At 53.1% G+C, this 23,978-nt stretch carries 25 protein-coding genes; 11 read left to right on the forward strand and 14 right to left on the reverse strand.

Features of this window, described 5'->3' with window-relative positions; all coding sequences use genetic code 11:
• The first annotated feature begins 108 nt into the window (after positions 1-108).
• Entirely contained in the window at positions 109-837 is a 729-nt protein-coding gene (gene mpaA / locus D9734_RS15810; protein WP_130208783.1) for a murein tripeptide amidase MpaA, read from the forward strand.
• On the opposite strand, the gene ycjG is transcribed toward mpaA, so the two are convergent.
• Positions 812-1,777, reverse strand: coding sequence for an L-Ala-D/L-Glu epimerase (ycjG, locus tag D9734_RS15815; protein ID WP_130208785.1), 966 nt, complete (start codon positions 1,775-1,777; stop codon positions 812-814). The two genes, mpaA and ycjG, sit on opposite strands and share 26 nt — an antisense overlap.
• A 118-nt stretch (positions 1,778-1,895) precedes the next feature.
• Between ycjG and tpx the strand changes: the two genes are divergently transcribed.
• Positions 1,896-2,402 carry a thiol peroxidase gene (tpx, locus tag D9734_RS15820; protein ID WP_064527317.1) on the forward strand — a complete coding sequence of 169 codons (507 nt, stop codon included), beginning with the start codon at positions 1,896-1,898 and terminating at the stop codon, positions 2,400-2,402.
• 44 nt (positions 2,403-2,446) lie between these two features.
• Here tpx and tyrR read toward each other — a convergent pair whose 3' ends face one another.
• The 8 genes from tyrR to pspA all read right to left on the reverse strand — a co-directional run bounded on the left by tyrR (position 2,447) and on the right by pspA (position 8,633).
• Positions 2,447-3,988 carry a transcriptional regulator TyrR gene (gene tyrR / locus D9734_RS15825; RefSeq protein ID WP_130208787.1) on the reverse strand — a complete coding sequence of 514 codons (1,542 nt, stop codon included), beginning with the start codon at positions 3,986-3,988 and terminating at the stop codon, positions 2,447-2,449.
• 146 nt (positions 3,989-4,134) lie between these two features.
• Positions 4,135-5,196, reverse strand: coding sequence for a YcjF family protein (locus D9734_RS15830; protein ID WP_130208789.1), 1,062 nt, complete (start codon positions 5,194-5,196; stop codon positions 4,135-4,137).
• Positions 5,193-6,590 (reverse strand): YcjX family protein, encoded by a 1,398-nt coding sequence (locus D9734_RS15835; protein ID WP_130208791.1) that lies wholly within the window; start codon positions 6,588-6,590, stop codon positions 5,193-5,195. The genes D9734_RS15830 and D9734_RS15835 overlap by 4 nt, the downstream gene beginning before the upstream one ends.
• 118 nt (positions 6,591-6,708) lie before the next feature.
• A complete protein-coding gene (gene pspE / locus D9734_RS15840; protein WP_064527288.1) occupies positions 6,709-7,023 on the reverse strand; it encodes a thiosulfate sulfurtransferase PspE in 315 nt (104 codons plus the stop codon).
• A 74-nt stretch (positions 7,024-7,097) separates the two neighbouring features.
• Positions 7,098-7,319, reverse strand: a complete 222-nt coding sequence (gene pspD, locus D9734_RS15845; protein WP_096839698.1) for a phage shock protein PspD — start codon at positions 7,317-7,319, stop codon at positions 7,098-7,100.
• A gap of 8 nt (positions 7,320-7,327) precedes the next feature.
• Entirely contained in the window at positions 7,328-7,687 is a 360-nt protein-coding gene (gene pspC / locus D9734_RS15850; protein WP_130208793.1) for an envelope stress response membrane protein PspC, read from the reverse strand.
• Positions 7,687-7,911: an envelope stress response membrane protein PspB gene (gene pspB / locus D9734_RS15855; RefSeq protein ID WP_001274965.1), complete on the reverse strand. Its 225-nt coding sequence runs from the start codon at positions 7,909-7,911 to the stop codon at positions 7,687-7,689. Before pspB ends, pspC begins: the two co-directional genes overlap by 1 nt.
• Positions 7,912-7,964: 53 nt before the next feature.
• Positions 7,965-8,633, reverse strand: a complete 669-nt coding sequence (gene pspA / locus D9734_RS15860; protein ID WP_000511019.1) for a phage shock protein PspA — start codon at positions 8,631-8,633, stop codon at positions 7,965-7,967.
• 166 nt (positions 8,634-8,799) lie between these two features.
• Here pspA and pspF point away from each other — a divergent pair, with 166 nt between their 5' ends.
• Positions 8,800-9,777 carry a phage shock protein operon transcriptional activator gene (gene pspF / locus D9734_RS15865; RefSeq protein ID WP_130208795.1) on the forward strand — a complete coding sequence of 326 codons (978 nt, stop codon included), beginning with the start codon at positions 8,800-8,802 and terminating at the stop codon, positions 9,775-9,777.
• 131 nt (positions 9,778-9,908) lie between these two features.
• On the opposite strand, the gene puuE is transcribed toward pspF, so the two are convergent.
• The 5 genes from puuE to puuD all read right to left on the reverse strand — a co-directional run bounded on the left by puuE (position 9,909) and on the right by puuD (position 15,493).
• A complete protein-coding gene (puuE, locus tag D9734_RS15870) occupies positions 9,909-11,174 on the reverse strand; it encodes a 4-aminobutyrate transaminase (protein WP_130208797.1) in 1,266 nt (421 codons plus the stop codon).
• 37 nt (positions 11,175-11,211) lie between these two features.
• On the reverse strand, positions 11,212-12,492 hold the full coding sequence (gene puuB, locus D9734_RS15875) for a gamma-glutamylputrescine oxidase (RefSeq protein ID WP_130208799.1): 1,281 nt from the start codon (positions 12,490-12,492) through the stop codon (positions 11,212-11,214).
• A 1-nt stretch (position 12,493) separates the two neighbouring features.
• Entirely contained in the window at positions 12,494-13,981 is a 1,488-nt protein-coding gene (gene puuC / locus D9734_RS15880) for an aldehyde dehydrogenase PuuC (RefSeq protein ID WP_130208801.1), read from the reverse strand.
• A 164-nt stretch (positions 13,982-14,145) separates the two neighbouring features.
• Positions 14,146-14,703, reverse strand: a complete 558-nt coding sequence (gene puuR, locus D9734_RS15885; RefSeq protein WP_001278727.1) for an HTH-type transcriptional regulator PuuR — start codon at positions 14,701-14,703, stop codon at positions 14,146-14,148.
• A gap of 25 nt (positions 14,704-14,728) precedes the next feature.
• Complete coding sequence (puuD, locus tag D9734_RS15890; RefSeq protein WP_130208803.1) at positions 14,729-15,493, reverse strand: gamma-glutamyl-gamma-aminobutyrate hydrolase; 765 nt, start codon at positions 15,491-15,493, stop codon at positions 14,729-14,731.
• 211 nt (positions 15,494-15,704) lie between these two features.
• On the opposite strand from puuD, the gene puuA reads away from it, so the two are divergent.
• The 8 genes from puuA to sapD all read left to right on the forward strand — a co-directional run bounded on the left by puuA (position 15,705) and on the right by sapD (position 23,978).
• Positions 15,705-17,123 (forward strand): glutamate-putrescine ligase, encoded by a 1,419-nt coding sequence (puuA, locus tag D9734_RS15895; RefSeq protein ID WP_130208805.1) that lies wholly within the window; start codon positions 15,705-15,707, stop codon positions 17,121-17,123.
• Positions 17,124-17,271: 148 nt separating this feature from the next.
• Complete coding sequence (locus tag D9734_RS15900) at positions 17,272-17,436, forward strand: hypothetical protein (RefSeq protein ID WP_130208911.1); 165 nt, start codon at positions 17,272-17,274, stop codon at positions 17,434-17,436.
• Entirely contained in the window at positions 17,426-18,811 is a 1,386-nt protein-coding gene (puuP, locus tag D9734_RS15905; protein ID WP_130208807.1) for a putrescine/proton symporter PuuP, read from the forward strand. Before D9734_RS15900 ends, puuP begins: the two co-directional genes overlap by 11 nt.
• Before the next feature lie 134 nt (positions 18,812-18,945).
• Positions 18,946-19,191: a YmjA family protein gene (locus D9734_RS15910; RefSeq protein ID WP_130208809.1), complete on the forward strand. Its 246-nt coding sequence runs from the start codon at positions 18,946-18,948 to the stop codon at positions 19,189-19,191.
• A gap of 312 nt (positions 19,192-19,503) precedes the next feature.
• Positions 19,504-21,147 (forward strand): ABC transporter substrate-binding protein SapA, encoded by a 1,644-nt coding sequence (sapA, locus tag D9734_RS15915; RefSeq protein WP_130208811.1) that lies wholly within the window; start codon positions 19,504-19,506, stop codon positions 21,145-21,147.
• Entirely contained in the window at positions 21,144-22,109 is a 966-nt protein-coding gene (gene sapB / locus D9734_RS15920) for a putrescine export ABC transporter permease SapB (RefSeq protein WP_064527260.1), read from the forward strand. The genes sapA and sapB overlap by 4 nt, the downstream gene beginning before the upstream one ends.
• Entirely contained in the window at positions 22,096-22,986 is an 891-nt protein-coding gene (gene sapC, locus D9734_RS15925; RefSeq protein ID WP_130208813.1) for a peptide ABC transporter permease SapC, read from the forward strand. The genes sapB and sapC overlap by 14 nt, the downstream gene beginning before the upstream one ends.
• On the forward strand, positions 22,986-23,978 hold the full coding sequence (gene sapD / locus D9734_RS15930) for a peptide ABC transporter ATP-binding protein SapD (RefSeq protein ID WP_001128856.1): 993 nt from the start codon (positions 22,986-22,988) through the stop codon (positions 23,976-23,978). The genes sapC and sapD overlap by 1 nt, the downstream gene beginning before the upstream one ends.

Here is a 23,978-nt window from a genome sequence, read left to right on the forward strand (position 1 = left end):
GGCAAAAAAGTGATAAAAGATCGATAACATATCGTTGTCGAAAAGGATTTGATAATCCACAAAATTTGCACAACACTGCCTGTAATACTTCTATTGTCAGAGACGATTATGACCGTGACTCGCCCACGCGCCGAACGGGGCGCTTTCCCCCCAGGAACTGAACATTACGGACGTTCATTATTGGGTGCGCCGCTGCTCTGGTTTCCCGCCCATGCCGCCAGCAGCGAAAGTGGTTTGATTCTTGCTGGTACCCACGGCGATGAGAATTCTTCCGTCGTCGCCCTCTCCTGCGCATTACGCACATTAACACCGTCTTTGCGCCGCCATCATGTGGTGCTGTGTGTGAATCCCGACGGTTGCCAGTTGGGTCTACGTGCCAATGCTAATGGTGTGGATTTAAACCGAAACTTTCCCGCGGCGAACTGGAAGGAAGGTGAAACGGTTTATCGCTGGAACAGTGCCGCCGAAGAGCGCGACGTTGTCTTGCTGACCGGAGATAAACCCGGCTCCGAACCTGAAACCCAGGCGTTATGCCAACTCATTCACCGCATTCAGCCCGCCTGGGTCGTCTCGTTCCACGATCCGCTGGCGTGTATTGAAGATCCCAGACACAGCGAATTAGGTGAATGGCTGGCCCAGGCATTTGAATTGCCGCTGGTAACCAGCGTCGGCTACGACACCCCCGGATCCTTTGGCAGTTGGTGTGCAGACCTGAACTTGCACTGTATCACTGCTGAGTTTCCCCCCATCTCCGCCGATGAAGCCAGCGAAAAATATCTTTTTGCGATGGCGAATTTACTGCACTGGCATCCTAAAGATGCAATTCGCCGGTCGTAAACTGAAGAGCCGGTTCCACATCCACCGCCAGCCAGGTCGGCCCGTCGAGATCGGCGAAGCTGACCTGCGGCGCCAGCGGTAATGCTGCGCTAATGGCGCGTGAGGTGCATAACATGCAGCCCAACATCAGGCTGAAACCTTGTGCACGCGCTTCTGTTGCCAGCGCCAACGCTTCCGTCAGGCCGCCGGTTTTATCAAGCTTGATATTAACCATCTCATAGCGCCCTTTCAGCGCCTTAAGGTTGCTGCGGGTATGACAACTTTCGTCCGCGCAAATAGGCAATGGATGGATAAAATTCTCCAGCGCCGCATCGTCCTGAGCCGGGAGAGGTTGCTCCAGCATTGCGACGCCTAAATCGGCCAGCAACTGGCATCGAGCCGCCAGTCCTTCCGCACGCCAGGATTCATTAGCATCAACAATTAACGTCGCATCCGGCACTGCCGCGCGAATCGCCACCATCCGCTCGCTGATAAGATGATTATCCAGCTTCACTTTTAGCAGCTTAGCCCCAGCCTGCCATAGTGCTGCGGCACTGCCTGCCATCTGATCCGGCGTACCGATCACTACCGTCTGCGCAGTGGTGATCGTTTCAGGAAGAGAGATACCGGTAAGTACAGCCAGCGTCTGCTGCTGTTGTCTTGCGGCCAGATCCCACAGCGCACAATCCAGCGCATTACGCGCTGCACCGGCAGGCAGAACTTTTTGCAACTCTGCGCGCGTCAGCCCTTTTTCCAGTTGTGGGACCACGCTCATTATTTGCGCCATGACTGAGGCATCACTTTCGCCATAGCGCGGATAAGGCGTACATTCGCCCGTACCTTTGACGCCATCTTCTTCCAGTTCAACCACCACCACGCGCGCTTCACTGCGGCTTCCTCGCGCAATAACAAACGGGGTATGTAACGGCCAGGCTTCCTCAAATACCTTAACGGTTCTCATCTTTACTCCTTGTTGCCGCGGTGGTCTGCGGATTAAGCGCAAATAGCGATTGCTGTGTTATTGACAGTTAGCATAAACTAGGCGTGACGTTAACTATATGTAAACAGGAAAGATAATCATGTCACAAATCGTTCATTTCCAGGGCAACCCGGTTACAGTCGCCAATTCCATCCCGCAAGCGGGTAGCAAAGCGCAGACTTTTACTCTCGTGGCAAAAGATCTGTCTGACGTCACCCTCGGTCAGTTTGCGGGCAAACGCAAAGTGCTGAACATTTTCCCGAGCATTGATACCGGTGTTTGCGCCGCATCAGTACGTAAGTTTAACCAACTGGCAACCGAAATCGACAACACGGTTGTGCTGTGCATCTCCGCCGATCTGCCGTTTGCTCAGTCTCGTTTCTGCGGCGCGGAAGGTCTGAACAACGTTATCACTCTCTCCACTTTCCGTAACGCTGAATTCCTGCAAGCTTACGGCGTTGAGATCGCTGAAGGCCCACTGAAAGGTCTGGCGGCTCGTGCGGTTGTCGTTATTGATGAAAATGATAATGTGATCTTCAGTCAGTTGGTCAATGAAATCACCACTGAGCCGGATTACGAAGCAGCTCTCGCGGTACTGAAAGCGTAAATTATTATGCCTGATGGTATTGCGCCATCAGGCATTTATCCCACTTATTCTTCGCTCTTCTTCTGACTCAATCCATATTCCCGCAGTTTATTGGCAATCGCGGTGTGTGAAACGCCCAAACGTTTTGCCAGTTTGCGCGTACTGGGGTAATTGCGATAAAGCTGGGTTAATACCGAACGTTCAAAACGGCTGGTGATTTCGTCCAGCGAACCTTCCATTGCATCTTCACCAACGGCCACAGTTGCAGCGTCATAATCCGGCAGCAAAATATCCTGCGGACGCAGTTCATAACCTTCCAGTTGCGTCAGTGCGCGGTAAATGGCGTTTTTCAACTGCCGCACGTTACCCGGCCATGCATAACGTGTAAGCACGGTATTTAGATCTGCAGCTAATTTCGGACGCGGCACGCCCTGCTCGTCAGCAAATCGGGCAACAAATAGCTCGGTTAACGGCATGATGTCCTGCGGACAGTCCCGCAGCGGCGGCAGATTTAACGTCAGCACGTTCAAACGATAATAGAGATCTTCGCGGAACATGCCTTTTTGCACCAGCTCAACCAGATTCTTCTGCGTCGCGCAAATTACCCGCACATCCACATGCACTTCGTGGTCTTCCCCAACGCGACGGAAAGTGCCATCGTTGAGAAAACGCAATAATTTTGCCTGCATTCGCGGCGACATCTCGCCAATCTCATCCAGCAAAACCGAGCCGCCGTTCGCCTGTTCGAAGAATCCTTTTTTCCCCTCTGGCGCATGCCCGAACAGTTCACTCTCTACAGCATCTTCTGGAATAGAAGCACAGTTCAGCGCCAGATAAGGTTTGCTCGCACGCGGGCTTGCCTGATGGCAAGCGTAAGCAAAGAGATCTTTACCCGTGCCGGTATCACCCGTGATCAGCAGCGGCGCGCTTAACATTGCTAACTTTTGCGCCTGCTCTACCGCATGCTTCATTTTAGGACTGATGGCGACAATCTGACTGAAAGCGCTGACATCCTGGGCAGCCACATTTTGCAACTGACGGCCCATACGGATTGTTGAGCGCAGCATCACTACCGCACCGGTCAGGACATGTTGGTCGTTTTCATCCTGAAGATAGACAGGCGTTATCTCCATCAGGAAATTTTGTCCATTAATCACTACATGTTCGTTATGTGAATCCTGCGGGTCGCTCTCAAGCCAACGTAAAAAATTAAATCCGTTAATCAATTGCGCAGCGGTATGATTGCGTAAGCGATCCAGTTTTTGCCCGAATAGCTGACAGCTCGCCGGGTTTGCCATGTCCACCTTGCTTTTCATATCGACAGAAAGCACGGGTTCAGGCAATGCTTCAAGCAATGCGCTCAACGCCTGATGTTCTCGCTCGGAAGGCATCCACGGCACAGTGCGCACATCGGTAACGCCCGCAATACGGCGTATTTCCGCCATCAAACTGCTGAAACTGTCAAAGTCCAGTTCGGCAAAATTCAGGTAAATCCGCCCGATTGGGTCAATCTCAATACCGCGTAAATCGATGCCTCTTAGCACCAGTAGGTCGAGCAATTCGCGGGTCAGACCGAGTCGGTCTTCACAAAAGACTTCCAGACGCATGGGAACCTTCACATGAAAAAGAACAATAAATATGATGATATGACACTATTCGAGTGGCAGGAAGGTTTCTGTCAACAAACATTGACACAACGATGGATAAACGGGCACTTCGGCGTAAAGGTATCCGATCAGTGCCCGAAAGTGCACTATTTTTCGCCGGACGTTTTGCTCTTTTGTAACGTCTCTTTTACCTGACCGATGAGCTGACGACGGAAATCACCCAAACGTGGTTTGTCATTGTCAATCCACGGCAGCGGGCGGCAAAGTTCCATAGCTTTGATCCCCAGTCGTGCGGTCAGTAAACCGGCACCTATTCCCTGAGCGGCGCGAGTAGACAAGCGCGCGGCGAGATCCTGCGACATCCAGTCCATCCCCACTTCACGTACCAGTTCGCTGGCACCCGCGAAAGCGATATTCAGCAAGACCAGTTTAAACAGGCGCAGGCGGCTGTAATACCCCAGTTCAATGCCATACAGCGTGGCGATGCGATTAATCAGGCGCAAATTACGCCAGGCGATAAACGCCATGTCCACCAGCGCCAGCGGGCTGACCGCAATCATCAACGTCGATTCCGCCGCTGATCGGCTGATTTCGCGCCGCGCCTGGGCATCTAAAACCGGCTGGACCAGATGAGCATACAGGCTGACCACTTCACGATCGTTCTGCGTTTCATGGATTGAGGCATACCAGCGCTGCAGCGCCGGATGAGACTGATCAATACCCGCCTGCTGCGCCAGTTTTTCGCAAAACGCGCGCCCTTTCCCGGTGCCGTGACTGTGTAACAAATCGCGCGCTTCATCGCGTTCATGAGCACGCTGGCGCAAGCGCCATAAGCGCCGCCACTCTGTCACTACAGACCCTACGCCTGCACCAATAATCAATGCTCCTGCGGCACAACCACCCAGCGCCACCCAGTCCTGAGTTTGCCAGGCGTTCATCGTCCACTGCACACCCTGACCAACAACGCTTGCGCCAAACAGCGCCAGCCCGCCCATCACCATTTTGCGCCACAGACTGCGTTTCGGACGTAACGCTGCATCCATTACCGCTTCGACTTGCCCCTCTTCTTCCTGTGCTTCTTCGAGCGTTGCCGGGGCAAAATTTTGCGCCTGATTTTCGTCAAAGGTCTGCTGCGCCCTGAATTTTGGATTCTGATCGACCTCCAGCGGACCGTCGAAATCAATACGTGGTTTTAACGGCTCGGTCATCGCAATTTATCTCCTATTAAAAATTCCAGCGCAGCATCAAGACGAATATGCGGCAGCGGTTTGTCGACATCCATCACCTGCGGACGAAACGCCTCAAACTGGAAGCCTTGCTTATCCCAGAACGCCTGACCAGGCAAACGTGCGGGAACTTCGCCAGGATAAACAGTGAGCGGTGCGCCATCGCTGAGTCGATTACCGCGCAGCGCCGGGATTTTCTCACCGTTAACATCAATAATGCCGCTGGTGGTCGCCTGAACTGACGCCAGCCCCAGGCAGTCCATGCTGATCCCTTCGAACGCCGCATTTTGCCAGGCATCCTGAATCAGTTGTTGCAGTAATGAAACCATATTGGCGTGCTGATCGATGGTCACATGGTCCGCTTTAGTAGCAGCAAACAACAGTTTGTCGATTACCGGCGAGAACAAGCGCCGGAACAGGGTACGCTGCCCGTAGTGGAAACTTTGCATCAGCTGCGTCAGCGCCAGACGCATATCATTAAATGCCTGTGGCCCACTGTTGAGAGGTTGCAGGCAATCCACCAGCACAATCTGGCGGTCAAAGCGCAGAAAATGATTCTTATAGAACCCTTTCACCACCTTCTCACAGTAATAATTAAACCGCTCGCGCAGCATTCCGGCGTTGGTGTGTTTATCGGCCTGCGCCAGTTTGGACTCGCCCCAGGCATCGACATCAGGCCACGGGAAGAATTGCAGCGCGGGCGCTCCTGCCATATCGCCAGGCAAAACAAAGCGCCCTGGCTGAATAAAGTGCAGCCCCTGCTGTTTACACTGGTGGAGATAATCGGTCCACGCGGCGGCAATATCCGCCAGTCGGTTTTCGTCGGCAGGCGCTAACGGATCCAGCCCTTCGCACATCATTCGCCATTTCGCCGACCATTCGCCGCGCTGACCATTGAGTAAGCCCGTCATCTGCCGCGACCAACTTAAGTAATCCTGCGCCAGCATCGGCAAGTCGAGCAGCCATTCGCCGGGATAATCCACAATTTCCAGATACAGCGTGGAGGTGTCTTTGAAGTGACGCAGCAGTGAATCATTCGATTTAAAACGTAGCGCCAGGCGGATTTCACTGACGCCGCGCGTTGGCGTCGGCCAGGCGGGAGGATCGCCATATAACTGCGCCAGCCCTTCATCATAGGTGAAGCGCGGAATACCAAAGTCACGCTGGGGAATGCGTTTTACGCCCAGCAGGCGCTCTTCACGCACCGCGCTTAATAGCGGCAAGCGTGCTCCGGCATGAATATTGAGCAACTGATTAACCATCGCGGTGATAAACGCTGTTTTGCCGCTGCGGCTAAGTCCAGTTACAGCGAGGCGCAGATGTCTGTCGACACCCCGATTCACCAGCGCATTAAGTTCATTTTTAAGTCGCTTCATTGCTGTCCTGTGCCAGAAAGCCGTAGAAAGGATTAGATACTGGAGATAATAATGTGGGTTAATTTTGATTTATCAAATGAATAAGCGGCGTTATTTACACCGCTCAGGCAATAATTTGTTAACCTTTGACCTTCGGCATTTCGATGTCTTTCAGTCCACCGACGTTCTCAACGTGGGTATATCCCATCTCGTTGAGGATCTCTTTTGCCTGCCCGGACTGGCGTCCGGCGTTGCAATACACTTTCACGGTGTCGTTTTTATCCGGAACGGCGGTGGCTATGCGCTCTTTCACTTCCTTTAGGGGAATATTGATGGCCCCCTGAACGTGCTCTTGCTGATACTGCTCTGGAACACGAACATCTATCCAGTGTTCAGCGGCGAAAACAGGCAGTGAAAACACCAGAGTCAGAGCAAGTAAGCCTTTTTTAAACATATAAATATCCTTCTATGGATGAAAATTGCCATCCATTATACGCCTGAGATCTAACAATTTTTGCGGAACTCCCCTCACCTTTTATAACGCTGCGCCAGTTTATTGGCAGCCCGACTTAATAGCGGTTCCAGCGCCACAGCCAGCAACATTTTCAGCGGTCGGCGAGCAACTGATTTTATCGCCCAACCAGCCACACCCGCCGGGCCATAGCGCAGTGCGGTAAGAAGTACCAGCTTGCCTGCTAATTTGAAACCAGGCTTCATCTTTTGCCCGGCCTGTTGCCAGCGAGTATTCATAACTTTCCTCACAGTTGACGGAAACGGCTACGTAGCGTGAAGGTGTCGGAAGTGACATAACGTTCCATCTCGCGTAAACGCGTTTCACTGGCCGCCAGTTCACGGTCGACTTCATCCAGCAATTCGCTGCTGGAAGGTTGTTGTTCACCAAACGCCATGTTGTCAGGCATTGGATCAAGCGCAAATGACAAAATGATGTAAGCAACCAGGGTAAACAGCGCCAGGCCGAAGAAAATCGACAGCACCACCAGAATACGTACCAGTTTTACCGGTACATCAAAATAGTTAGCAATCCCGGCACAGACCCCGCGTACCATGCCCTGTTGTGGAATGCGCCATAATTTTTTATTGAGATTAATACCCGCCATTAGCGATCCCTCCAGTTCGGATGTTCAGCATCAAGAATGGATTCCAGCGCCTGAATACGCTCGCGCATCCGTTTTGCTTCATCAGCCAGTTGCGCTAATCGCTGTTGTTCGCTTTGCGAAAGCTCTCCACGACTGGAGCGGTTGCTGTAATGCAGCCATAACCAAATCGGTAAAACAAACAGCACAAAGATGGTTAACGGAATAGCCAGAAATAGCGCGCTCATAAGGACTCCTTAAGGGATGAGCGGCGGCGTGTTCGGACGCCGCCTGGATGTTATTATTGATTGTCTTGCTTCATTTTGGCTTTTAATTGTGCCAGTTGCTCGCTGATTGCATCATCAGCTTTCAGCTCGGCAAACTGATCATCCAGCGATTTTTGTTTGCCGAAACTGTGGCTTTCCGCTTCTGCTTCCATCTGGTCGATACGGCGCTCGAAAGATTCGAAACGGGCCATCGCTTCATCCAGTTTGCCACTGTCCAACTGACGACGCACATCGCGCGACGAGTTTGCGGCCTGATGACGCAACATCAATGCCTGCTGGCGAGCACGAGTTTCGCTCAATTTGTTTTCCAGCTCGCCAATCTCTTTCTTCATACGCACCAGCGTATCGTCCACCAGCGTCACTTCATGTTCCAGGGACTTAATCAGATCGGTCAGTTTCTGTTTTTCAATTAACGCCGCACGCGCCAGGTCTTCTCTATCTTTCAGCAGTGCCAGTTCGGCTTTTTCCTGCCACTCAACTTCACGCGCCGACGCTTGTTCAATACGGCGAGTCAGCTGTTTCTTTTCCGCCAGCGCACGTGCCGAAGTAGAACGCACTTCAACCAGCGTGTCTTCCATTTCCTGGATCATCAGACGCACCAGTTTCTGCGGATCTTCCGCTTTCTCTAACAGAGCGTTGATGTTGGCATTCACGATGTCGGCAAAGCGAGAAAAAATACCCATAATGTTGTCCTCTTGATTTCTTCGTTCAGGATTGTCCTGCTGAACTGTTAATACAATTTGCGTGCCAATTTTTTATCTTTTTGATTTATAAAGATCTGATTGAAGAATCAACAGCAACATGCCAGGATGAATTAGCGAATTACACTAACAAGTGGCGAATTTCATCATGGCAGAATACAAAGATAACTTACTCGGTGAGGCGAACAGCTTTCTCGAAGTTTTAGAGCAGGTTTCGCATCTCGCACCGCTGGACAAACCGGTGCTCATCATCGGCGAGCGCGGAACAGGTAAAGAGCTGATCGCCAGCCGTCTGCATTATCTCTCCTCTCGTTGGCAAGGGCCGTTTATTTCCCTTAACTGCGCGGCGTTAAATGAAAATCTGCTGGATTCCGAACTATTTGGTCACGAAGCGGGGGCGTTTACCGGTGCGCAAAAACGTCATCCAGGGAGATTTGAACGTGCCGACGGCGGTACGCTATTTCTTGATGAACTCGCTACAGCACCGATGATGGTGCAGGAAAAATTATTGCGCGTGATTGAGTATGGTGAACTGGAGCGCGTTGGCGGCAGCCAGCCATTGCAGGTGAATGTGCGGTTGGTATGCGCGACGAATGCCGATCTTCCGGCGATGGTCAATGAAGGTACTTTTCGCGCTGACCTGCTCGACCGGCTGGCTTTTGATGTTGTGCAACTGCCACCACTGCGCGAACGCGAAAGCGACATTATGTTGATGGCAGAACATTTTGCCATCCAGATGTGTCGGGAAATCAAACTGCCTCTGTTCCCGGGTTTTACCGAGCGCGCCAGAGAAACGTTGCTGAATTATCGCTGGCCGGGAAATATTCGTGAATTGAAAAACGTGGTGGAACGTTCGGTGTATCGCCACGGCACCAGCGATTATCCGCTTGATGACATCATTATTGATCCCTTTAAACGGCGTCCACCTGAAGAAGCCATCGCCGTTTCAGAAACCACCTTGCTTCCGACGCTGCCGCTGGATTTACGTGAGTTTCAGATGCAGCAGGAAAAAGAGTTGCTGCAACTCAGTTTGCAACAGGGGAAATATAACCAGAAGCGCGCGGCTGAATTGCTGGGGTTAACCTATCATCAGTTCCGCGCGTTGTTGAAAAAGCACCAGATTTAGCGAAGTTGGGCAATACAACTTGCCGGATATGGCGTGAACGCCTTATTCGGCCTACATAATCAATACGTCATTTGTAGGCCTGATAAGCGCGGCGCATCAGGCATTATTGCGTTGGCCTTCGCTTCTACGTATTAATCTCTCAGCGCATCCTGCAAAATTTTCATTGCCGCATCGAATTGCGCATCCGGGATGGTCAGCGGATACAGGAAACGAATCACGTTGCCGTATGCGCCACAGGTCAGGAGTAGCAGCCCCTGCGCCAGCGCACGTTGCTGGATTTTCTGCGCAATCTCCGCTGACGGTTCGCCCGTTTGCGGATCGTTAAACTCTGCTGCAATCATCGACCCCAGACCACGTACTGCCGCGATCGCAGGAACGTTTTCTTTGGCCTCAATAAGCGTGTTTGTCAGGCGCTGGCCCAGTTGATTCGCGCGTTCGCAAAGTGATTCTTTGTCGATAATGTTGAGCACCGCGTGCGCGGCAGCCACCGCCAGCGGGTTCCCGGCGTAGGTACCGCCAAGCCCGCCCGGCGCGGGGGCGTCCATAATATTCGCGTTACCGACCACGCCTGAAAGCGGCATACCGCCCGCCAGGCTTTTCGCCATCGTCATTAAATCCGGCTTATCGGCGTAATGATCCATGGCAAACAATTTACCTGTACGCGCAAAACCGCTTTGCACTTCATCGGCAATCATCACGATGCCGTGTTCGTCGCACAAGCGGCGAATGGCAGAAACCAGCTCTTTTGGCGCCACGTTGAAGCCGCCCTCGCCCTGCACCGGTTCGAAAATAATCGCCGCCACCTGCTTCGCTTCAATGTCCGATTTAAACAAGCGTTCGATGGCGTCAAGGGAATCTTGCATCGAAATGCCATGCAGTTCTGACGGATACGGCACGTGATACACCGAACCGGGGAACGGGCCGAAACCGATTTTGTACGGCGCGACCTTTCCAGTTAATGCCATAGTCATATACGTACGACCATGGAAGCCGCCGCTAAACGCAATCACGCCAGGGCGTCCGGTATGGGCGCGGGCAATTTTCACCGCGTTCTCAACCGCTTCCGCACCGGTGGTGAAGAACGCGGTTTTAGCCTGCCCGCTCACCGGGGCCAGGGCGTTGATTTTCTCCGCCAGGGTGACGTAGCTTTCGTATGGCACGATCTGATACGCCGTGTGGGTAAACTGTTGCAGTTGCTGTTCCACTGCCGCCACCAGTTCAGGATGGCGATGTCCGGTGTTCAGCACCGCGATGCCTGCGGCGAAATCGATATATTCGTTGCCTTCAACATCCTTCAGCGTGGCATTTTCAGCCGACTGGGCGAAGAAGTTACACATCACGCCAACCCCGCGCGGAGTGGCAGAAAGACGACGCTGATGGAATTCATTGTTGCTCATGTTTCACACCTTTTGACTCTTCACGGTTAATCGGAAATTAAACACCCAGACGATCGCGCAGGCTGTAATAAGCCGCGCCCATCGCGGTAAACGGCACGCGCAGCGTACGCCCGCCGGGGAACGGGTAATGCGGCAGATTGGCGAAGGCGTCGAAACGCTCGGCGTCACCGCGCAGCAGTTCGGCAATCAAACGCCCAGCGAGATGGGTACAGGTGACACCGTGGCCGCTATAGCCCTGCATGTAATAGATGTTGGTATCGAGGCGACCAAACTGCGGCATGCGCGACAGGGTCAGCAGGAAGTTGCCCGTCCAGCGGTAGTCGATTTTGACGCCCTTCAGCTGCGGGAAGGTTTTCAGCAGTTTCGGCACCACAAGACGCTCAACGTCATCCGGGTCGCGCGCGCCGTAGACCACGCCGCCGCCGTACAGCAGGCGGTTGTCGGCGGTAAGACGGTAGTAATCAAGCAGATAATTACAGTCTTCAACGCAGTAGTTTTTCGGGATCAGCGAACGGGCTAACTCATCGGAAAGCCGCTCGGTGGTGATCACCTGAGTGCCGCACGGCATGCTGCGTTTCGCCAGTTCCGGCTCCACTTTATCGCCCAGGTACGCATTCCCGGCGACAATCACATACTTCGCCGTCACCTGGCCTTTGGCAGTGCGCACCACCGCTGGCGTGGTGTGCTGGATCTGCGTCACCGCAGAAAGCTCATACACACGCCCGCCGTTGAGACGAATGGCATCGGCTTCACCAATGGCGAGGTTCAGGGGGTGAATATGCCCGCCGCTGTGATCCAGCAGCGCGCCGGTATAGCGATCGCTGGCGACTTCACGACGAATGGCGTTGGCATCCAGCAGCTCCAGCTGTTTATTGCCGTAACGTTCCCAGTTCTCTTTCTGCTCTTCCAGAGTCGCGAGCTGTTTATCATTCATCGCCACAAACAGGCCGCCGGGGCGGTAGTCGCAGTCAATCTGATAACGTTTGATACGTTCGCGGATGATCTCACCACCCTCAAACATCATGCTGCCAAGCATACGGGCGGTGTCCATGCCGTAGCTTTTTTCGATAACGTCGATGTCGCGGCTGTAGGAGTTCACAAGCTGCCCGCCGTTGCGCCCGCTGGCGCCAAAGCCGATACGTGAGGCTTCGAGAACCACCACGTCAAAGCCCGCTTCTGCCAGATGCAGCGCGGAGGAAAGCCCGGTATAGCCGCCGCCGACCACGCAAACATCACAGGTGATTGACTCATTCAGTATGTCGAATGGCGCGTATTTATTCGCACTGGCGGCGTAGTAACTGCTGGTATGTTCGGTCATTTCAGGCCTCCAGGCTTATCCAGATGGTTTTAAGTTCGGTGAATTTTTCCAGCGCGTGCAGGGATTTGTCGCGACCATTGCCGCTCTGCTTATAGCCGCCAAACGGCACGGTCATATCGCCGTCGTTGTAGTTATTGACGAAGACGGAACCAGCTTTCAGGCGGCGGCTCATGCGGTGCGCACGGGAGAGATCGCGCGTCCATACCGCCGCGCCGAGCCCGTACTGGCTGTCATTAGCAAGCTGTAGCGCCTGATCTTCTGATGTGAAACGCGTGACCACCAGCACCGGGCCGAAAATCTCTTCGCGACTTAAGGACGCATTCGGGTCCACATCCACAAAGATGGTCGGGCCGATGGCCGCTGCCAGTTCGGCGTTGCGTCCATCCAGCAGCAGTTGCCCTTTGCCTTCGCCTTCACGAATAAAGCTATGCACCGAGTCGGCGTGAGCGCTGTCGATTAAGGTGCCCATGGTGGTCGCGGGATCAAGCGGGTGGCCCGGCTGCCAGTTTTGCGCCTGCTGTTTTAACAGGGCTAAGAATTCATCGGCGATGCTCTCTTCCAGCAACAAACGCGTTCCGGCGATGCACACCTGGCCCTGGTTGTAGAAGATACCTGCGGCCGTTGCGCTCGCCGCTTTTTGCAAATCCGGGCAGTCGGCGAAAACGATGTTGGCGCTTTTGCCACCCGCTTCCAGCCAGACGCGTTTCATGTTGCTGTCGCCAGCATCTTTCAGCAGCTGTTTCCCGGTGCGGGTTGAACCAGTAAAGGCAATGGCGTCGATATCGTTATGACGAGACAGCGCCTGGCCCGCTTCATGACCAAACCCCGTCACCAAGTTCAGCACGCCATCCGGCAGACCTGCTTCTTTCGCCAGCCCCGCGAGACGAATCGCACTGAGCGGTGATTTTTCAGATGGTTTTAGAATCACGCTGTTCCCTGCCGCCAGCGCTGGGCCAAGCTTCCAGCAAGTCAGCAGCAGCGGAAAGTTCCACGGTACAATGGCAGCAATAACGCCGACCGGTTCACGCACGATCATCGCCAGCTCATGGCTACTGGTGGTCGCCACTTCGCCATACACTTTGTCGATCGCTTCGGCGTACCAGCGAATGGCGCGCGCCGCGCCGGGAATATCATCACGCAGGCTGTGACGAATCGGTTTGCCGGTGTCGAGAGTTTCCAGCAGTGCCAGCTCTTCGGCGTTGGCTTCCATTAAGTCGGCGAGTTTATTCAGCACCGCTTTACGTTTTGCCGGGGCGGCCTGCGACCAGTCGCCGCGTTCAAATACGCCGCGTGCTGCGCTCACCGCACGGTCGATATCGGCGCTCTTGCCGCGCGCGATATTCGCCAGCGGTGCCTGGGTGACCGGATCAACGGTTTCAAAGGTTTCATTTTCCGCCGCAGCGGTATATTCACCGTTAATAAATAAGCGGGTTTCAATGGCGAGACTTAACGCTTTATCCTGCCAGTAAGCCAGATGATGAAAATTCATTATGACTCCTGTTTCACGTCTATCAGATATATGCAGTTTGTGAACGTCAGGGCGCAGAGATCCCCAGGCGATGAGCCCGTTTATTTCTGGCGACATTCTTTATAGATTGCCTTTATAGCTAGCCGGGTGGCGTTTCGCTTACCCGGCCTACAAAAGCAAAAAGATTAAAACGTGGTGGGCGTATGGGCGCTGATAATTCGGCAAATGCCTGCCGACGTATTACTGAAACTGTGCGGGATGCCGGTATTAATGGCATAACTTTGCCCCGCGACGAGATGATAATCCTGACCATTAATGGTCAGAACAATTTCACCTTCCAGTACAGTGCCTATTTCCTCACCCTGATGCTTAATTCTTTCCCCAGTGGTTGTGCCCGGCTGGTACGTTTCAAAGATCATCGCCAGCGTGCGATTCGGGTTACCGTTATGCACCAGCTTCATCGACACACCCTGACTGCCCATTTCAATTAAGTCGTCCTGATTAATGACGACCTGCGGTTCATCAGGTTTTTCCGGCTCGGAAAAGAATTCCGAGAGTGACAGACCATACACCTTCAGCAGCTTTTGCAGCGTACTGATGGCAGGGCTGACTTTATCTTGTTCTATCGTACTGATAGCACTGTGAGTCAGCCCGGAGAGTTCGGCGGCACGACGTTGTGAAAGCCCCTGCTGCTGGCGGATTTCTGACAAGCGTTTTCCTGGCGCCAGTCCCTCATCACTCATATTTGCATTTCCTTAACTGTAGTGGTCAGAGTCGCTGTTTTTCAGCGATATGGTTCTGACAAGCGGTGATAAAGCCCTCGAACAATATACGCGAAAGCGCGTACTCGCTACTGTTCCATTCCGGGTGCCACTGTACGCCCAGCGCGAAAGGATGATTGATGACGCTCACCGCCTCAACCAGGCCATCCGGCGAGCGAGCTTCAACACGCAACTGCGGGCTAACGACCTTCGCCCCTTGTCCATGCAGAGAGTTTACCCAAAAGTTGCTACATTCAGGTAACAATGCAGACAGTAATCCCCCCTCTTCAACCTGAACTTCGTGCGACGGCGCATATTGCTGCTCCACCGGCAGTTCGGGATCTTCACGATGTTCCAACAATTCAGACTGTTCGCACAGTTTGCGATGCAACGACCCACCGGTTGCTACCACCAGTTCCTGTAACCCCCGGCAGATGGCGAAAATGGGGATGCGCCTTTCGAGTGCGGCATTAATTAACGCCATGCTCAGAAGATCACGCCCGGGATCGGCGTCAGGCTCATCGCCGTTTTCACCATATAGGTGCGGCTGCACATTGCTGGGACTACCTGGAAGATAAATGCCATCGAGTTTCGGCAGCAGTTCTTCAAGTAATGACGGTTCCGCCAGCGCATGTGGCAGCGCAATCGGTAAACCGCCCGCGTGGACGATGGCATTCAGGTACTTTTCTTGCAGAGTCTGGGTCGTATGACCCTTAAGCCTGTTCCTGCACATTACGACACCGATAACCGGATTGTTCATTATATTTTCCATGCTCAATCTCACAAAGTGGACTAAATTATCGCCATTACTGCGGTTTAAATGACCTTTATGTTCAATATTTTTTCAATCTAGCAGTGGGTTTTCATTTTTGCAAACTCAATTTAACATTTGACAAACATTTAGTTTGCATACAGATTCGAATGGTGGTCATTATATTTTACGCTTTGCTAACGAGCGGAAAACAAACCAAAGGCGAAGAATCATGGAAACCAATATCGTTGAAGTAGAGAACTTTGTTCAGCAGTCAGAAGAGAGGCGGGGTAGCGCCTTTACGCAGGAAGTGAAACGCTACCTGGAGCGCTACCCGAATACACAATATGTTGATGTTTTACTTACTGATTTGAATGGTTGCTTCCGTGGGAAACGCATTCCTGTTTCAAGTCTGCAGAAGCTGGAGAAAGGGTGTTATTTCCCGGCCTCGGTGTTTGCAATGGATATTCTGGGCAATGTAGTAGAAGAAGCGGGCCTGGGTCAGGAAATGGGTGAACCAGATCGTACTTGTGTGCCAATACTCGGTACCTTAACCCCTTCTGCTGCCGATCCAGAGTTTATCGGTCAGATACTCCTGACCATGGTCGATGAAGATGGCGCTCCCTTTGACGTTGAGCCGCGGAACGTACTTAACCGTCTGTGGCAGCAGCTACGCCAGCGCGGATTGTTCCCGGTTGTAGCGGTAGAGCTGGAGTTCTATTTACTGGATCGCCAGCGCGACGCTGAAGGGTATCTGCAACCGCCCTGCGCGCCCGGCACCGATGACCGCAATACACAAAGTCAGGTTTACTCGGTTGATAACCTCAACCACTTCGCCGATGTGCTCAATGATATTGATGAACTGGCGCAGTTACAGTTAATTCCCGCCGACGGTGCGGTCGCCGAAGCCTCGCCGGGTCAGTTTGAAATCAACCTTTACCATACCGATAACGTGCTGGAAGCCTGCGATGATGCGCTGGCGCTAAAACGCCTGGTGCGCCTGATGGCAGAAAAGCATAAGATGCACGCCACTTTTATGGCGAAGCCGTATGAAGAGCACGCGGGCAGCGGGATGCATATCCATATCAGTATGCAAAATAATCGTGGCGAGAACGTGCTTTCTGACGCAGAAGGCGAAGATTCGCCGCTGCTGAAAAAGATGCTCGCCGGGATGATCGACCTGATGCCGTCATCAATGGCGCTGCTGGCGCCGAACGTGAATTCCTATCGCCGCTTCCAGCCAGGCATGTATGTGCCAACGCAGGCGTCGTGGGGCCATAACAACCGCACCGTCGCCCTGCGTATTCCGTGCGGCGATCGTCATAATCACCGCGTGGAATATCGCGTGGCGGGTGCCGATGCCAACCCATATCTGGTGATGGCGGCGATTTTTGCCGGTATTTTGCATGGCCTTGATAACGAACTGCCGTTGCAGGAAGAAGTAGAAGGCAACGGGCTGGAGCAGGAAGGCTTACCCTTCCCGATTCGCCAGAGCGATGCCCTGTGGGAGTTTATCGAGAACGATCATTTGCGCCGCTATTTAGGCGAGCGTTTTTGCCATGTGTATCACGCCTGTAAAAATGATGAGTTGTTGCAGTTTGAGCGCCTCATCACAGAAACAGAAATTGAGTGGATGTTGAAAAACGCATAGTACCCCTTGCGGGGTTGTTTCATCGGCCTGAGCGGAGCCAGGCCTGACATTTGCTGGTAATCCAGACATTTCCCGGATGTCGCGTTATGGAGCGCAGGCGGCAACGGGCTTCCGTTAACGATTAAGACTGTGACGAGGAAATGAGATGATGCCGATGATTAAATCCCCGCATGGCGAGGGAGGCTGCGTGTGCGCCCTTCCTGCGACTGACTGGACTCCGCCCCCTTTGCTTCCCTTGCTAAACAGGTTTGATTTCAGGTCGACACGACCGCAAACCTTATTACGCAGGGGAGGCAACAATTATGGCTATTAATTCACCACTGAATATTGCTGCGCAACCCGGCAAAACCCGTCTGCGAAAATCACTGAAGTTGTGGCAGGTGGTGATGATGGGTCTGGCCTATCTCACGCCAATGACCGTGTTCGATACGTTTGGCATCGTTTCCGGTATTAGCAACGGTCACGTTCCGGCATCTTATTTGCTGGCGCTGGCAGGCGTGCTGTTTACCGCTATCAGCTACGGCAAACTGGTTCGCCAGTTCCCGGAGGCAGGTTCGGCCTATACCTACGCGCAAAAGTCGATTAACCCGCACGTCGGTTTTATGGTCGGCTGGTCATCGCTGCTGGATTATCTCTTTTTGCCGATGATCAACGTCTTGTTGGCGAAGATCTATCTCTCCGCCCTCTTCCCGGAAGTGCCACCGTGGGTGTGGGTGGTGACGTTCGTCGCCATCTTAACTGCCGCGAACCTGAAGAGCGTCAACCTGGTGGCTAACTTCAATACCCTGTTTGTGCTGGTGCAAATCTCCATCATGGTGGTGTTTATCTTCCTGGTGGTTCAGGGACTGCATAAAGGTGAAGGCGTTGGCACCGTCTGGTCACTTCAGCCGTTTATCAGCGAGAACGCGCACTTGATCCCGATTATTACCGGGGCGACGATTGTCTGTTTCTCGTTCCTCGGTTTCGATGCGGTGACCACGCTTTCGGAAGAGACGCCGGACGCCGCACGCGTGATCCCGAAAGCCATCTTCCTGACGGCGGTCTACGGTGGCGTTATCTTTATTGCGGCGTCGTTCTTTATGCAGCTGTTCTTCCCCGATATCAGCCGCTTTAAAGACCCGGATGCCGCGCTGCCGGAAATTGCGCTGTACGTCGGCGGCAAGCTGTTCCAGTCGATTTTCCTCTGCACCACGTTTGTGAACACGTTAGCGTCTGGCCTGGCTTCACATGCCAGCGTGTCGCGTCTGCTGTATGTGATGGGGCGTGACAATGTGTTTCCGGAGCGCGTGTTTGGCTATGTGCATCCGAAATGGCGGACTCCGGCGCTGAACGTCATTATGGTCGGGATTGTCGCGATGTCGGCGCTGTTCTTCGATTTAGTTACCGCCACAGCGTTAATTAACTTCGGCGCGTTGGTAGCGTTTACCTTCGTTAACCTGTCGGTGTTCAACCACTTCTGGCGGCGCAAAGGAATGAATAAAAGCTGGAAGGAACACTTCCACTATTTATTAATGCCGCTGGTTGGCGCGCTGACGGTGGGCGTGCTGTGGATTAACCTCGAAGCCACCTCGCTGACGCTGGGTCTGGTATGGGCTTCGTTAGGCGGCGCATATTTGTGGTATCTGATCCGCCGCTATCGCAAAGTGCCGTTGTATGATGGTGACAGAACGCCGGTGAGCGAAACGTAATATCCAGGATACACGGCGCATTATCCTGCCTGAGGGTAATGCGCCACGCCATTAACTATAAAAAGATGTATGACCCGGATCACGAGTGCTATCATCCGCCCTTATGCTTAGCGCATTAACTCCAGGGGCAAACAATGAACCACGATATCCCATTAAAATATTTCGATATTGCCGATGAATACGCAACTGAATGCGCAGAACCTGTCGCAGACGCAGAACGCACACCGCTGGCCCATTACTTCCAGTTACTACTCACCCGTTTGATGAACAATGAAGAGATCAGCGAAGAAGCCCAGCATGACATGGCCGCTGAAGCGGGGATTAATCCCGCGCGCATTGATGAAATCGCAGAGTTTTTGAATCAATGGGGTAATGAATAATTATTTAATTGCAGACGCTCGGTCAGTATCGTTGCCCGGATAAATCGTTCACGGCGCATCCGGCTATAAATGACACGCACCGCAGCCTGCTTTAATGGGTTTCTCACGATCGTCCCGCTCTGCTCTTCGCTAAGTTGTTCTGTGAGTTATAGTTATAGAGAAATCACGGGTACGAATGTTGAACAGATGGCGACGCCACCTGTTCAACGACCAACCACACGGCCCTCATTACGACCCCTGAACACAAACGGTAATGGCAAATGTCATTAAATATTAGTAAGATAGCCTCTTTACATAAAATCCCTTAATATTATGCGCCAGGTATTATCGTCTCTTTTGGTGATTGCTGGACTTGTGAGTGGTCAGGCAATAGCCGCGCCTGAATCCCCCCCGCATGCTGATATCCGCGACAGCGGTTTTGTCTATTGCGTCAGCGGGCAAGTCAACACCTTTAACCCATCCAAAGCGAGCAGTGGGTTAATTGTCGATACCCTTGCCGCCCAGTTTTATGATCGACTGCTGGATGTCGATCCGTATACCTATCGCCTGATGCCAGAACTTGCCGAAAGCTGGGAAGTGCTCGACAACGGCGCAACCTATCGCTTCCACCTGCGTCGCGATGTCCCGTTTCAAAAAACCGCCTGGTTTACTCCCACTCGCAAAATGAATGCCGATGATGTGGTGTTTACCTTCCAACGGATTTTTGACCGCAATAATCCGTGGCATAACGTCAACGGCAGTAACTTCCCCTATTTCGACAGTCTGCAATTTGCCGATAACGTTAAAAGTGTCCGCAAGCTGGATAATCACACCGTTGAGTTCCGTCTCGCCCAGCCGGATGCATCCTTCTTATGGCACCTGGCGACCCACTATGCGTCGGTAATGTCTGCCGAATACGCCCAGAAATTAGAGAAAGAAGATCGCCAGGAACAACTCGACCGTCAACCGGTCGGCACCGGACCGTATCAATTGTCGGAATACCGCGCCGGGCAATATATTCGCTTACAACGTCACGATGAGTTCTGGCGTGGCAAACCGTTGATGCCGCAGGTGGTGGTGGATTTAGGCTCCGGCGGTACAGGACGATTGTCGAAACTCTTGACCGGTGAATGTGACGTTCTGGCCTGGCCTGCCGCCAGCCAGTTATCCATTTTGCGCGACGACCCGCGTTTGCGTTTAACGCTACGCCCGGGGATGAACGTCGCCTATCTGGCGTTTAACACCGCCAAACCGCCGCTAAATAATCCGGCTGTCCGCCATGCGCTGGCGTTGGCTATCAATAACCAGCGCCTGATGCAATCCATCTATTATGGTACGGCTGAAACTGCGGCCTCTATTTTACCGCGCGCCTCGTGGGCTTATGACAACGAGGCTAAAATTACTGAATACAACCCAGCGAAATCGCGCGAACAACTGAAAGCGTTGGGGCTGGAAAACTTAACGCTGAAACTGTGGGTACCGACACGATCGCAGGCATGGAACCCCAGTCCGCTGAAAACTGCCGAACTGATTCAGGCGGATATGGCGCAGGTTGGCGTGAAAGTGGTGATTGTGCCGGTAGAAGGTCGTTTTCAGGAGGCGCGGTTGATGGATATGAGCCATGATCTGACGTTATCTGGTTGGGCGACGGACAGTAACGACCCGGACAGTTTCTTCCGTCCGTTACTGAGCTGCGCGGCTATTCACTCGCAAACCAACCTTGCCCACTGGTGCGATCCGAAATTCGACAGCGTGTTGCGTAATGCCCTCTCCTCGCAGCAACTGGCGGCGCGTATTGAAGCTTATGATGAAGCGCAAAGCATTCTGGCGCAGGAACTACCCATTCTGCCGCTGGCCTCATCACTGCGCTTGCAGGCCTACCGTTACGATATTAAAGGTCTGGTACTGAGCCCGTTCGGTAACGCCTCCTTCGCGGGGGTGTATCGCGAGAAGCAAGAAGAGGTGAAAAAACCATGATTATCTTCACCTTACGTCGTATTTTGTTATTAATCGTCACCTTATTCCTGCTGACCTTTGTTGGCTTCAGTTTGAGCTATTTCACGCCACACGCGCCGTTACAAGGCGCTTCACTGTGGAATGCCTGGGTGTTCTGGTTTAATGGACTGATCCACTGGGATTTTGGTGTTTCCAGCATTAACGGCCAGCCTATTGCCGAACAGTTAAAAGAAGTCTTTCCGGCAACGATGGAGTTGTGCATCCTCGCCTTCGGTTTTGCGCTGATTGTCGGGATCCCGGTGGGCATGATTGCCGGGATTACACGCCATAAATGGCAGGATAACTTGATCAACGCCATCGCCTTGCTGGGCTTTTCCATCCCGGTGTTCTGGCTGGCGCTTCTGTTGACGCTGTTTTGTTCACTCACGCTAGGTTGGCTGCCCGTTTCAGGGCGTTTCGATCTGCTCTATGAAGTGAAACCGATTACCGGCTTTGCGTTAATTGATGCCTGGCTTTCGGACTCACCGTGGCGGGACGAAATGATCATGAGCGCACTTCGCCATATGGTGCTACCGGTGATTACCCTGTCGGTTGCGCCAACAACTGAAGTGATCCGATTGATGCGTATCAGCACCATCGAAGTCTATGACCAAAACTATGTGAAAGCGGCGGCGACTCGCGGTTTGTCGCGCTTTACTATTTTGCGTCGCCACGTGCTGCATAACGCGTTACCTCCGGTTATTCCTCGCCTGGGCTTGCAGTTTTCCACCATGCTGACGCTGGCGATGATCACCGAAATGGTTTTTAGCTGGCCGGGTTTAGGGCGCTGGTTAATTAACGCCATCCGCCAGCAGGATTACGCAGCCATTTCCGCCGGAGTGATGGTGTGCGGTTCATTGGTCATTATTATTAACGTGATATCTGATATTTTGGGTGCCATGGCTAACCCTCTGAAACATAAGGAATGGTATGCCTTACGATAGCGTATACAGCGAAAAGCGCCCGCCGGGCACGCTGCGTACTGCCTGGCGCAAATTCTATGGAGACGCCGCTGCGATGGTCGGCCTGTACGGCTGCGCGGGGCTGGCGGTGCTGTGTATTTTTGGTAGCTGGTTTGCGCCTTACGGCATCGACCAGCAATTTCTTGGTTATCAATTGTTGCCGCCGTCATGGTCACGCTATGGCGAAGTCTCGTTCTTCCTTGGGACCGACGACCTGGGGCGCGACGTTTTAAGCCGTTTATTGAGTGGCGCAGCACCTACCGTGGGGGGCGCATTTGTGGTGACGCTCGCCGCGACGATTTGTGGTCTGGTACTTGGCACCTTCGCCGGTGCAACGCACGGTCTGCGGTCAGCGGTGCTAAACCATATTCTGGATACTTTGCTGGCGATTCCGTCCCTGCTGTTGGCGATTATCGTAGTAGCATTTGCCGGACCGAGTTTATCGCACGCCATGTTTGCCGTCTGGTTGGCACTGCTGCCGCGTATGGTACGTTCGATTTACAGCATGGTTCATGACGAACTGGAAAAAGAGTACGTTATCGCCGCCCGTCTGGATGGCGCAACGACGCTGAATATTCTCTGGTTTGCGGTGATGCCTAACATCACCGCCGGACTGGTCACCGAGATCACTCGCGCATTGTCGATGGCAATTCTCGATATCGCCGCGCTGGGCTTTCTTGACCTCGGCGCACAACTGCCCTCGCCTGAATGGGGCGCGATGCTTGGTGATGCGCTGGAACTGATTTATGTCGCCCCGTGGACCGTAATGCTGCCAGGTGCGGCAATTATGATTAGCGTGTTGTTGGTTAACCTCCTTGGCGATGGCGTTCGTCGTGCGATTATTGCGGGGGTGGAATAATGCCATTATTGGATATTCGTAACCTGACTATTGAATTTAAAACCGGTGATGAATGGGTTAAAGCCGTCGACCGCGTGAGTATGACCTTAACCGAAGGTGAAATTCGCGGTCTTGTTGGCGAATCCGGCTCCGGCAAAAGTTTGATTGCGAAAGCGATTTGTGGGGTGAATAAAGATAACTGGCGTGTTACCGCTGACCGAATGCGTTTTGATGATATCGATTTGCTGCGTCTCTCCGCACGCGAACGGCGCAAACTGGTTGGACACAACGTGTCGATGATTTTCCAGGAACCGCAATCGTGTCTTGATCCATCGGAACGTGTGGGTCGCCAGTTGATGCAGAACATCCCGGCCTGGACCTATAAAGGCCGTTGGTGGCAGCGTTTTGGCTGGCGCAAACGCCGCGCCATTGAGTTGCTACACCGCGTGGGGATTAAAGATCATAAAGATGCGATGCGCAGTTTCCCTTACGAGTTGACCGAAGGTGAATGCCAGAAAGTGATGATAGCCATTGCACTGGCGAATCAACCGCGTCTACTGATTGCCGACGAACCGACCAACTCGATGGAGCCAACAACGCAGGCGCAAATTTTCCGCCTGTTGACGCGTCTCAACCAAAACAGCAACACCACCATTTTGCTTATCAGTCATGACTTACAAATGCTTAGCCAATGGGCGGATAAAATTAACGTGCTTTATTGTGGCCAGACAGTGGAATCCGCGCCAAGTAAGGAGCTGGTGACAATGCCGCATCATCCTTACACCCAGGCGCTGATACGCGCGATACCGGACTTTGGCAGTGCGATGCCGCATAAAAGCCGCCTCAATACCCTGCCGGGCGCAATCCCACTGCTGGAACAATTACCGATTGGTTGTCGTCTGGGACCGCGTTGCCCTTATGCACAACGAGAATGCATTGTAACGCCGCGTCTGACGGGAGCGAAAAATCATCTCTATGCCTGTCATTTCCCGCTGAACATGGAGAAAGAGTGA

Origin of the sequence: Escherichia sp. E14S1, from assembly GCF_004211995.1 — a bacterium.
Classification (GTDB): Bacteria; Pseudomonadota; Gammaproteobacteria; order Enterobacterales; family Enterobacteriaceae; genus Escherichia.

What these genes read in the sequence shown, in the direction of transcription:
- mpaA (WP_130208783.1), top strand. Translation starts at nt 109, where the DNA reads ATGACCGTGACTCGCCCACGCGCCGAACGGGGCGCTTTCCCCCCAGGA.
- ycjG (WP_130208785.1), bottom strand. Translation starts at nt 1,777, where the DNA reads ATGAGAACCGTTAAGGTATTTGAGGAAGCCTGGCCGTTACATACCCCG.
- tpx (WP_064527317.1), top strand. Translation starts at nt 1,896, where the DNA reads ATGTCACAAATCGTTCATTTCCAGGGCAACCCGGTTACAGTCGCCAAT.
- tyrR (WP_130208787.1), bottom strand. Translation starts at nt 3,988, where the DNA reads ATGCGTCTGGAAGTCTTTTGTGAAGACCGACTCGGTCTGACCCGCGAA.
- D9734_RS15830 (WP_130208789.1), bottom strand. Translation starts at nt 5,196, where the DNA reads ATGACCGAGCCGTTAAAACCACGTATTGATTTCGACGGTCCGCTGGAG.
- D9734_RS15835 (WP_130208791.1), bottom strand. Translation starts at nt 6,590, where the DNA reads ATGAAGCGACTTAAAAATGAACTTAATGCGCTGGTGAATCGGGGTGTC.
- pspE (WP_064527288.1), bottom strand. Translation starts at nt 7,023, where the DNA reads ATGTTTAAAAAAGGCTTACTTGCTCTGACTCTGGTGTTTTCACTGCCT.
- pspD (WP_096839698.1), bottom strand. Translation starts at nt 7,319, where the DNA reads ATGAATACTCGCTGGCAACAGGCCGGGCAAAAGATGAAGCCTGGTTTC.
- pspC (WP_130208793.1), bottom strand. Translation starts at nt 7,687, where the DNA reads ATGGCGGGTATTAATCTCAATAAAAAATTATGGCGCATTCCACAACAG.
- pspB (WP_001274965.1), bottom strand. Translation starts at nt 7,911, where the DNA reads ATGAGCGCGCTATTTCTGGCTATTCCGTTAACCATCTTTGTGCTGTTT.
- pspA (WP_000511019.1), bottom strand. Translation starts at nt 8,633, where the DNA reads ATGGGTATTTTTTCTCGCTTTGCCGACATCGTGAATGCCAACATCAAC.
- pspF (WP_130208795.1), top strand. Translation starts at nt 8,800, where the DNA reads ATGGCAGAATACAAAGATAACTTACTCGGTGAGGCGAACAGCTTTCTC.
- puuE (WP_130208797.1), bottom strand. Translation starts at nt 11,174, where the DNA reads ATGAGCAACAATGAATTCCATCAGCGTCGTCTTTCTGCCACTCCGCGC.
- puuB (WP_130208799.1), bottom strand. Translation starts at nt 12,492, where the DNA reads ATGACCGAACATACCAGCAGTTACTACGCCGCCAGTGCGAATAAATAC.
- puuC (WP_130208801.1), bottom strand. Translation starts at nt 13,981, where the DNA reads ATGAATTTTCATCATCTGGCTTACTGGCAGGATAAAGCGTTAAGTCTC.
- puuR (WP_001278727.1), bottom strand. Translation starts at nt 14,703, where the DNA reads ATGAGTGATGAGGGACTGGCGCCAGGAAAACGCTTGTCAGAAATCCGC.
- puuD (WP_130208803.1), bottom strand. Translation starts at nt 15,493, where the DNA reads ATGGAAAATATAATGAACAATCCGGTTATCGGTGTCGTAATGTGCAGG.
- puuA (WP_130208805.1), top strand. Translation starts at nt 15,705, where the DNA reads ATGGAAACCAATATCGTTGAAGTAGAGAACTTTGTTCAGCAGTCAGAA.
- D9734_RS15900 (WP_130208911.1), top strand. Translation starts at nt 17,272, where the DNA reads ATGCCGATGATTAAATCCCCGCATGGCGAGGGAGGCTGCGTGTGCGCC.
- puuP (WP_130208807.1), top strand. Translation starts at nt 17,426, where the DNA reads ATGGCTATTAATTCACCACTGAATATTGCTGCGCAACCCGGCAAAACC.
- D9734_RS15910 (WP_130208809.1), top strand. Translation starts at nt 18,946, where the DNA reads ATGAACCACGATATCCCATTAAAATATTTCGATATTGCCGATGAATAC.
- sapA (WP_130208811.1), top strand. Translation starts at nt 19,504, where the DNA reads ATGCGCCAGGTATTATCGTCTCTTTTGGTGATTGCTGGACTTGTGAGT.
- sapB (WP_064527260.1), top strand. Translation starts at nt 21,144, where the DNA reads ATGATTATCTTCACCTTACGTCGTATTTTGTTATTAATCGTCACCTTA.
- sapC (WP_130208813.1), top strand. Translation starts at nt 22,096, where the DNA reads ATGCCTTACGATAGCGTATACAGCGAAAAGCGCCCGCCGGGCACGCTG.
- sapD (WP_001128856.1), top strand. Translation starts at nt 22,986, where the DNA reads ATGCCATTATTGGATATTCGTAACCTGACTATTGAATTTAAAACCGGT.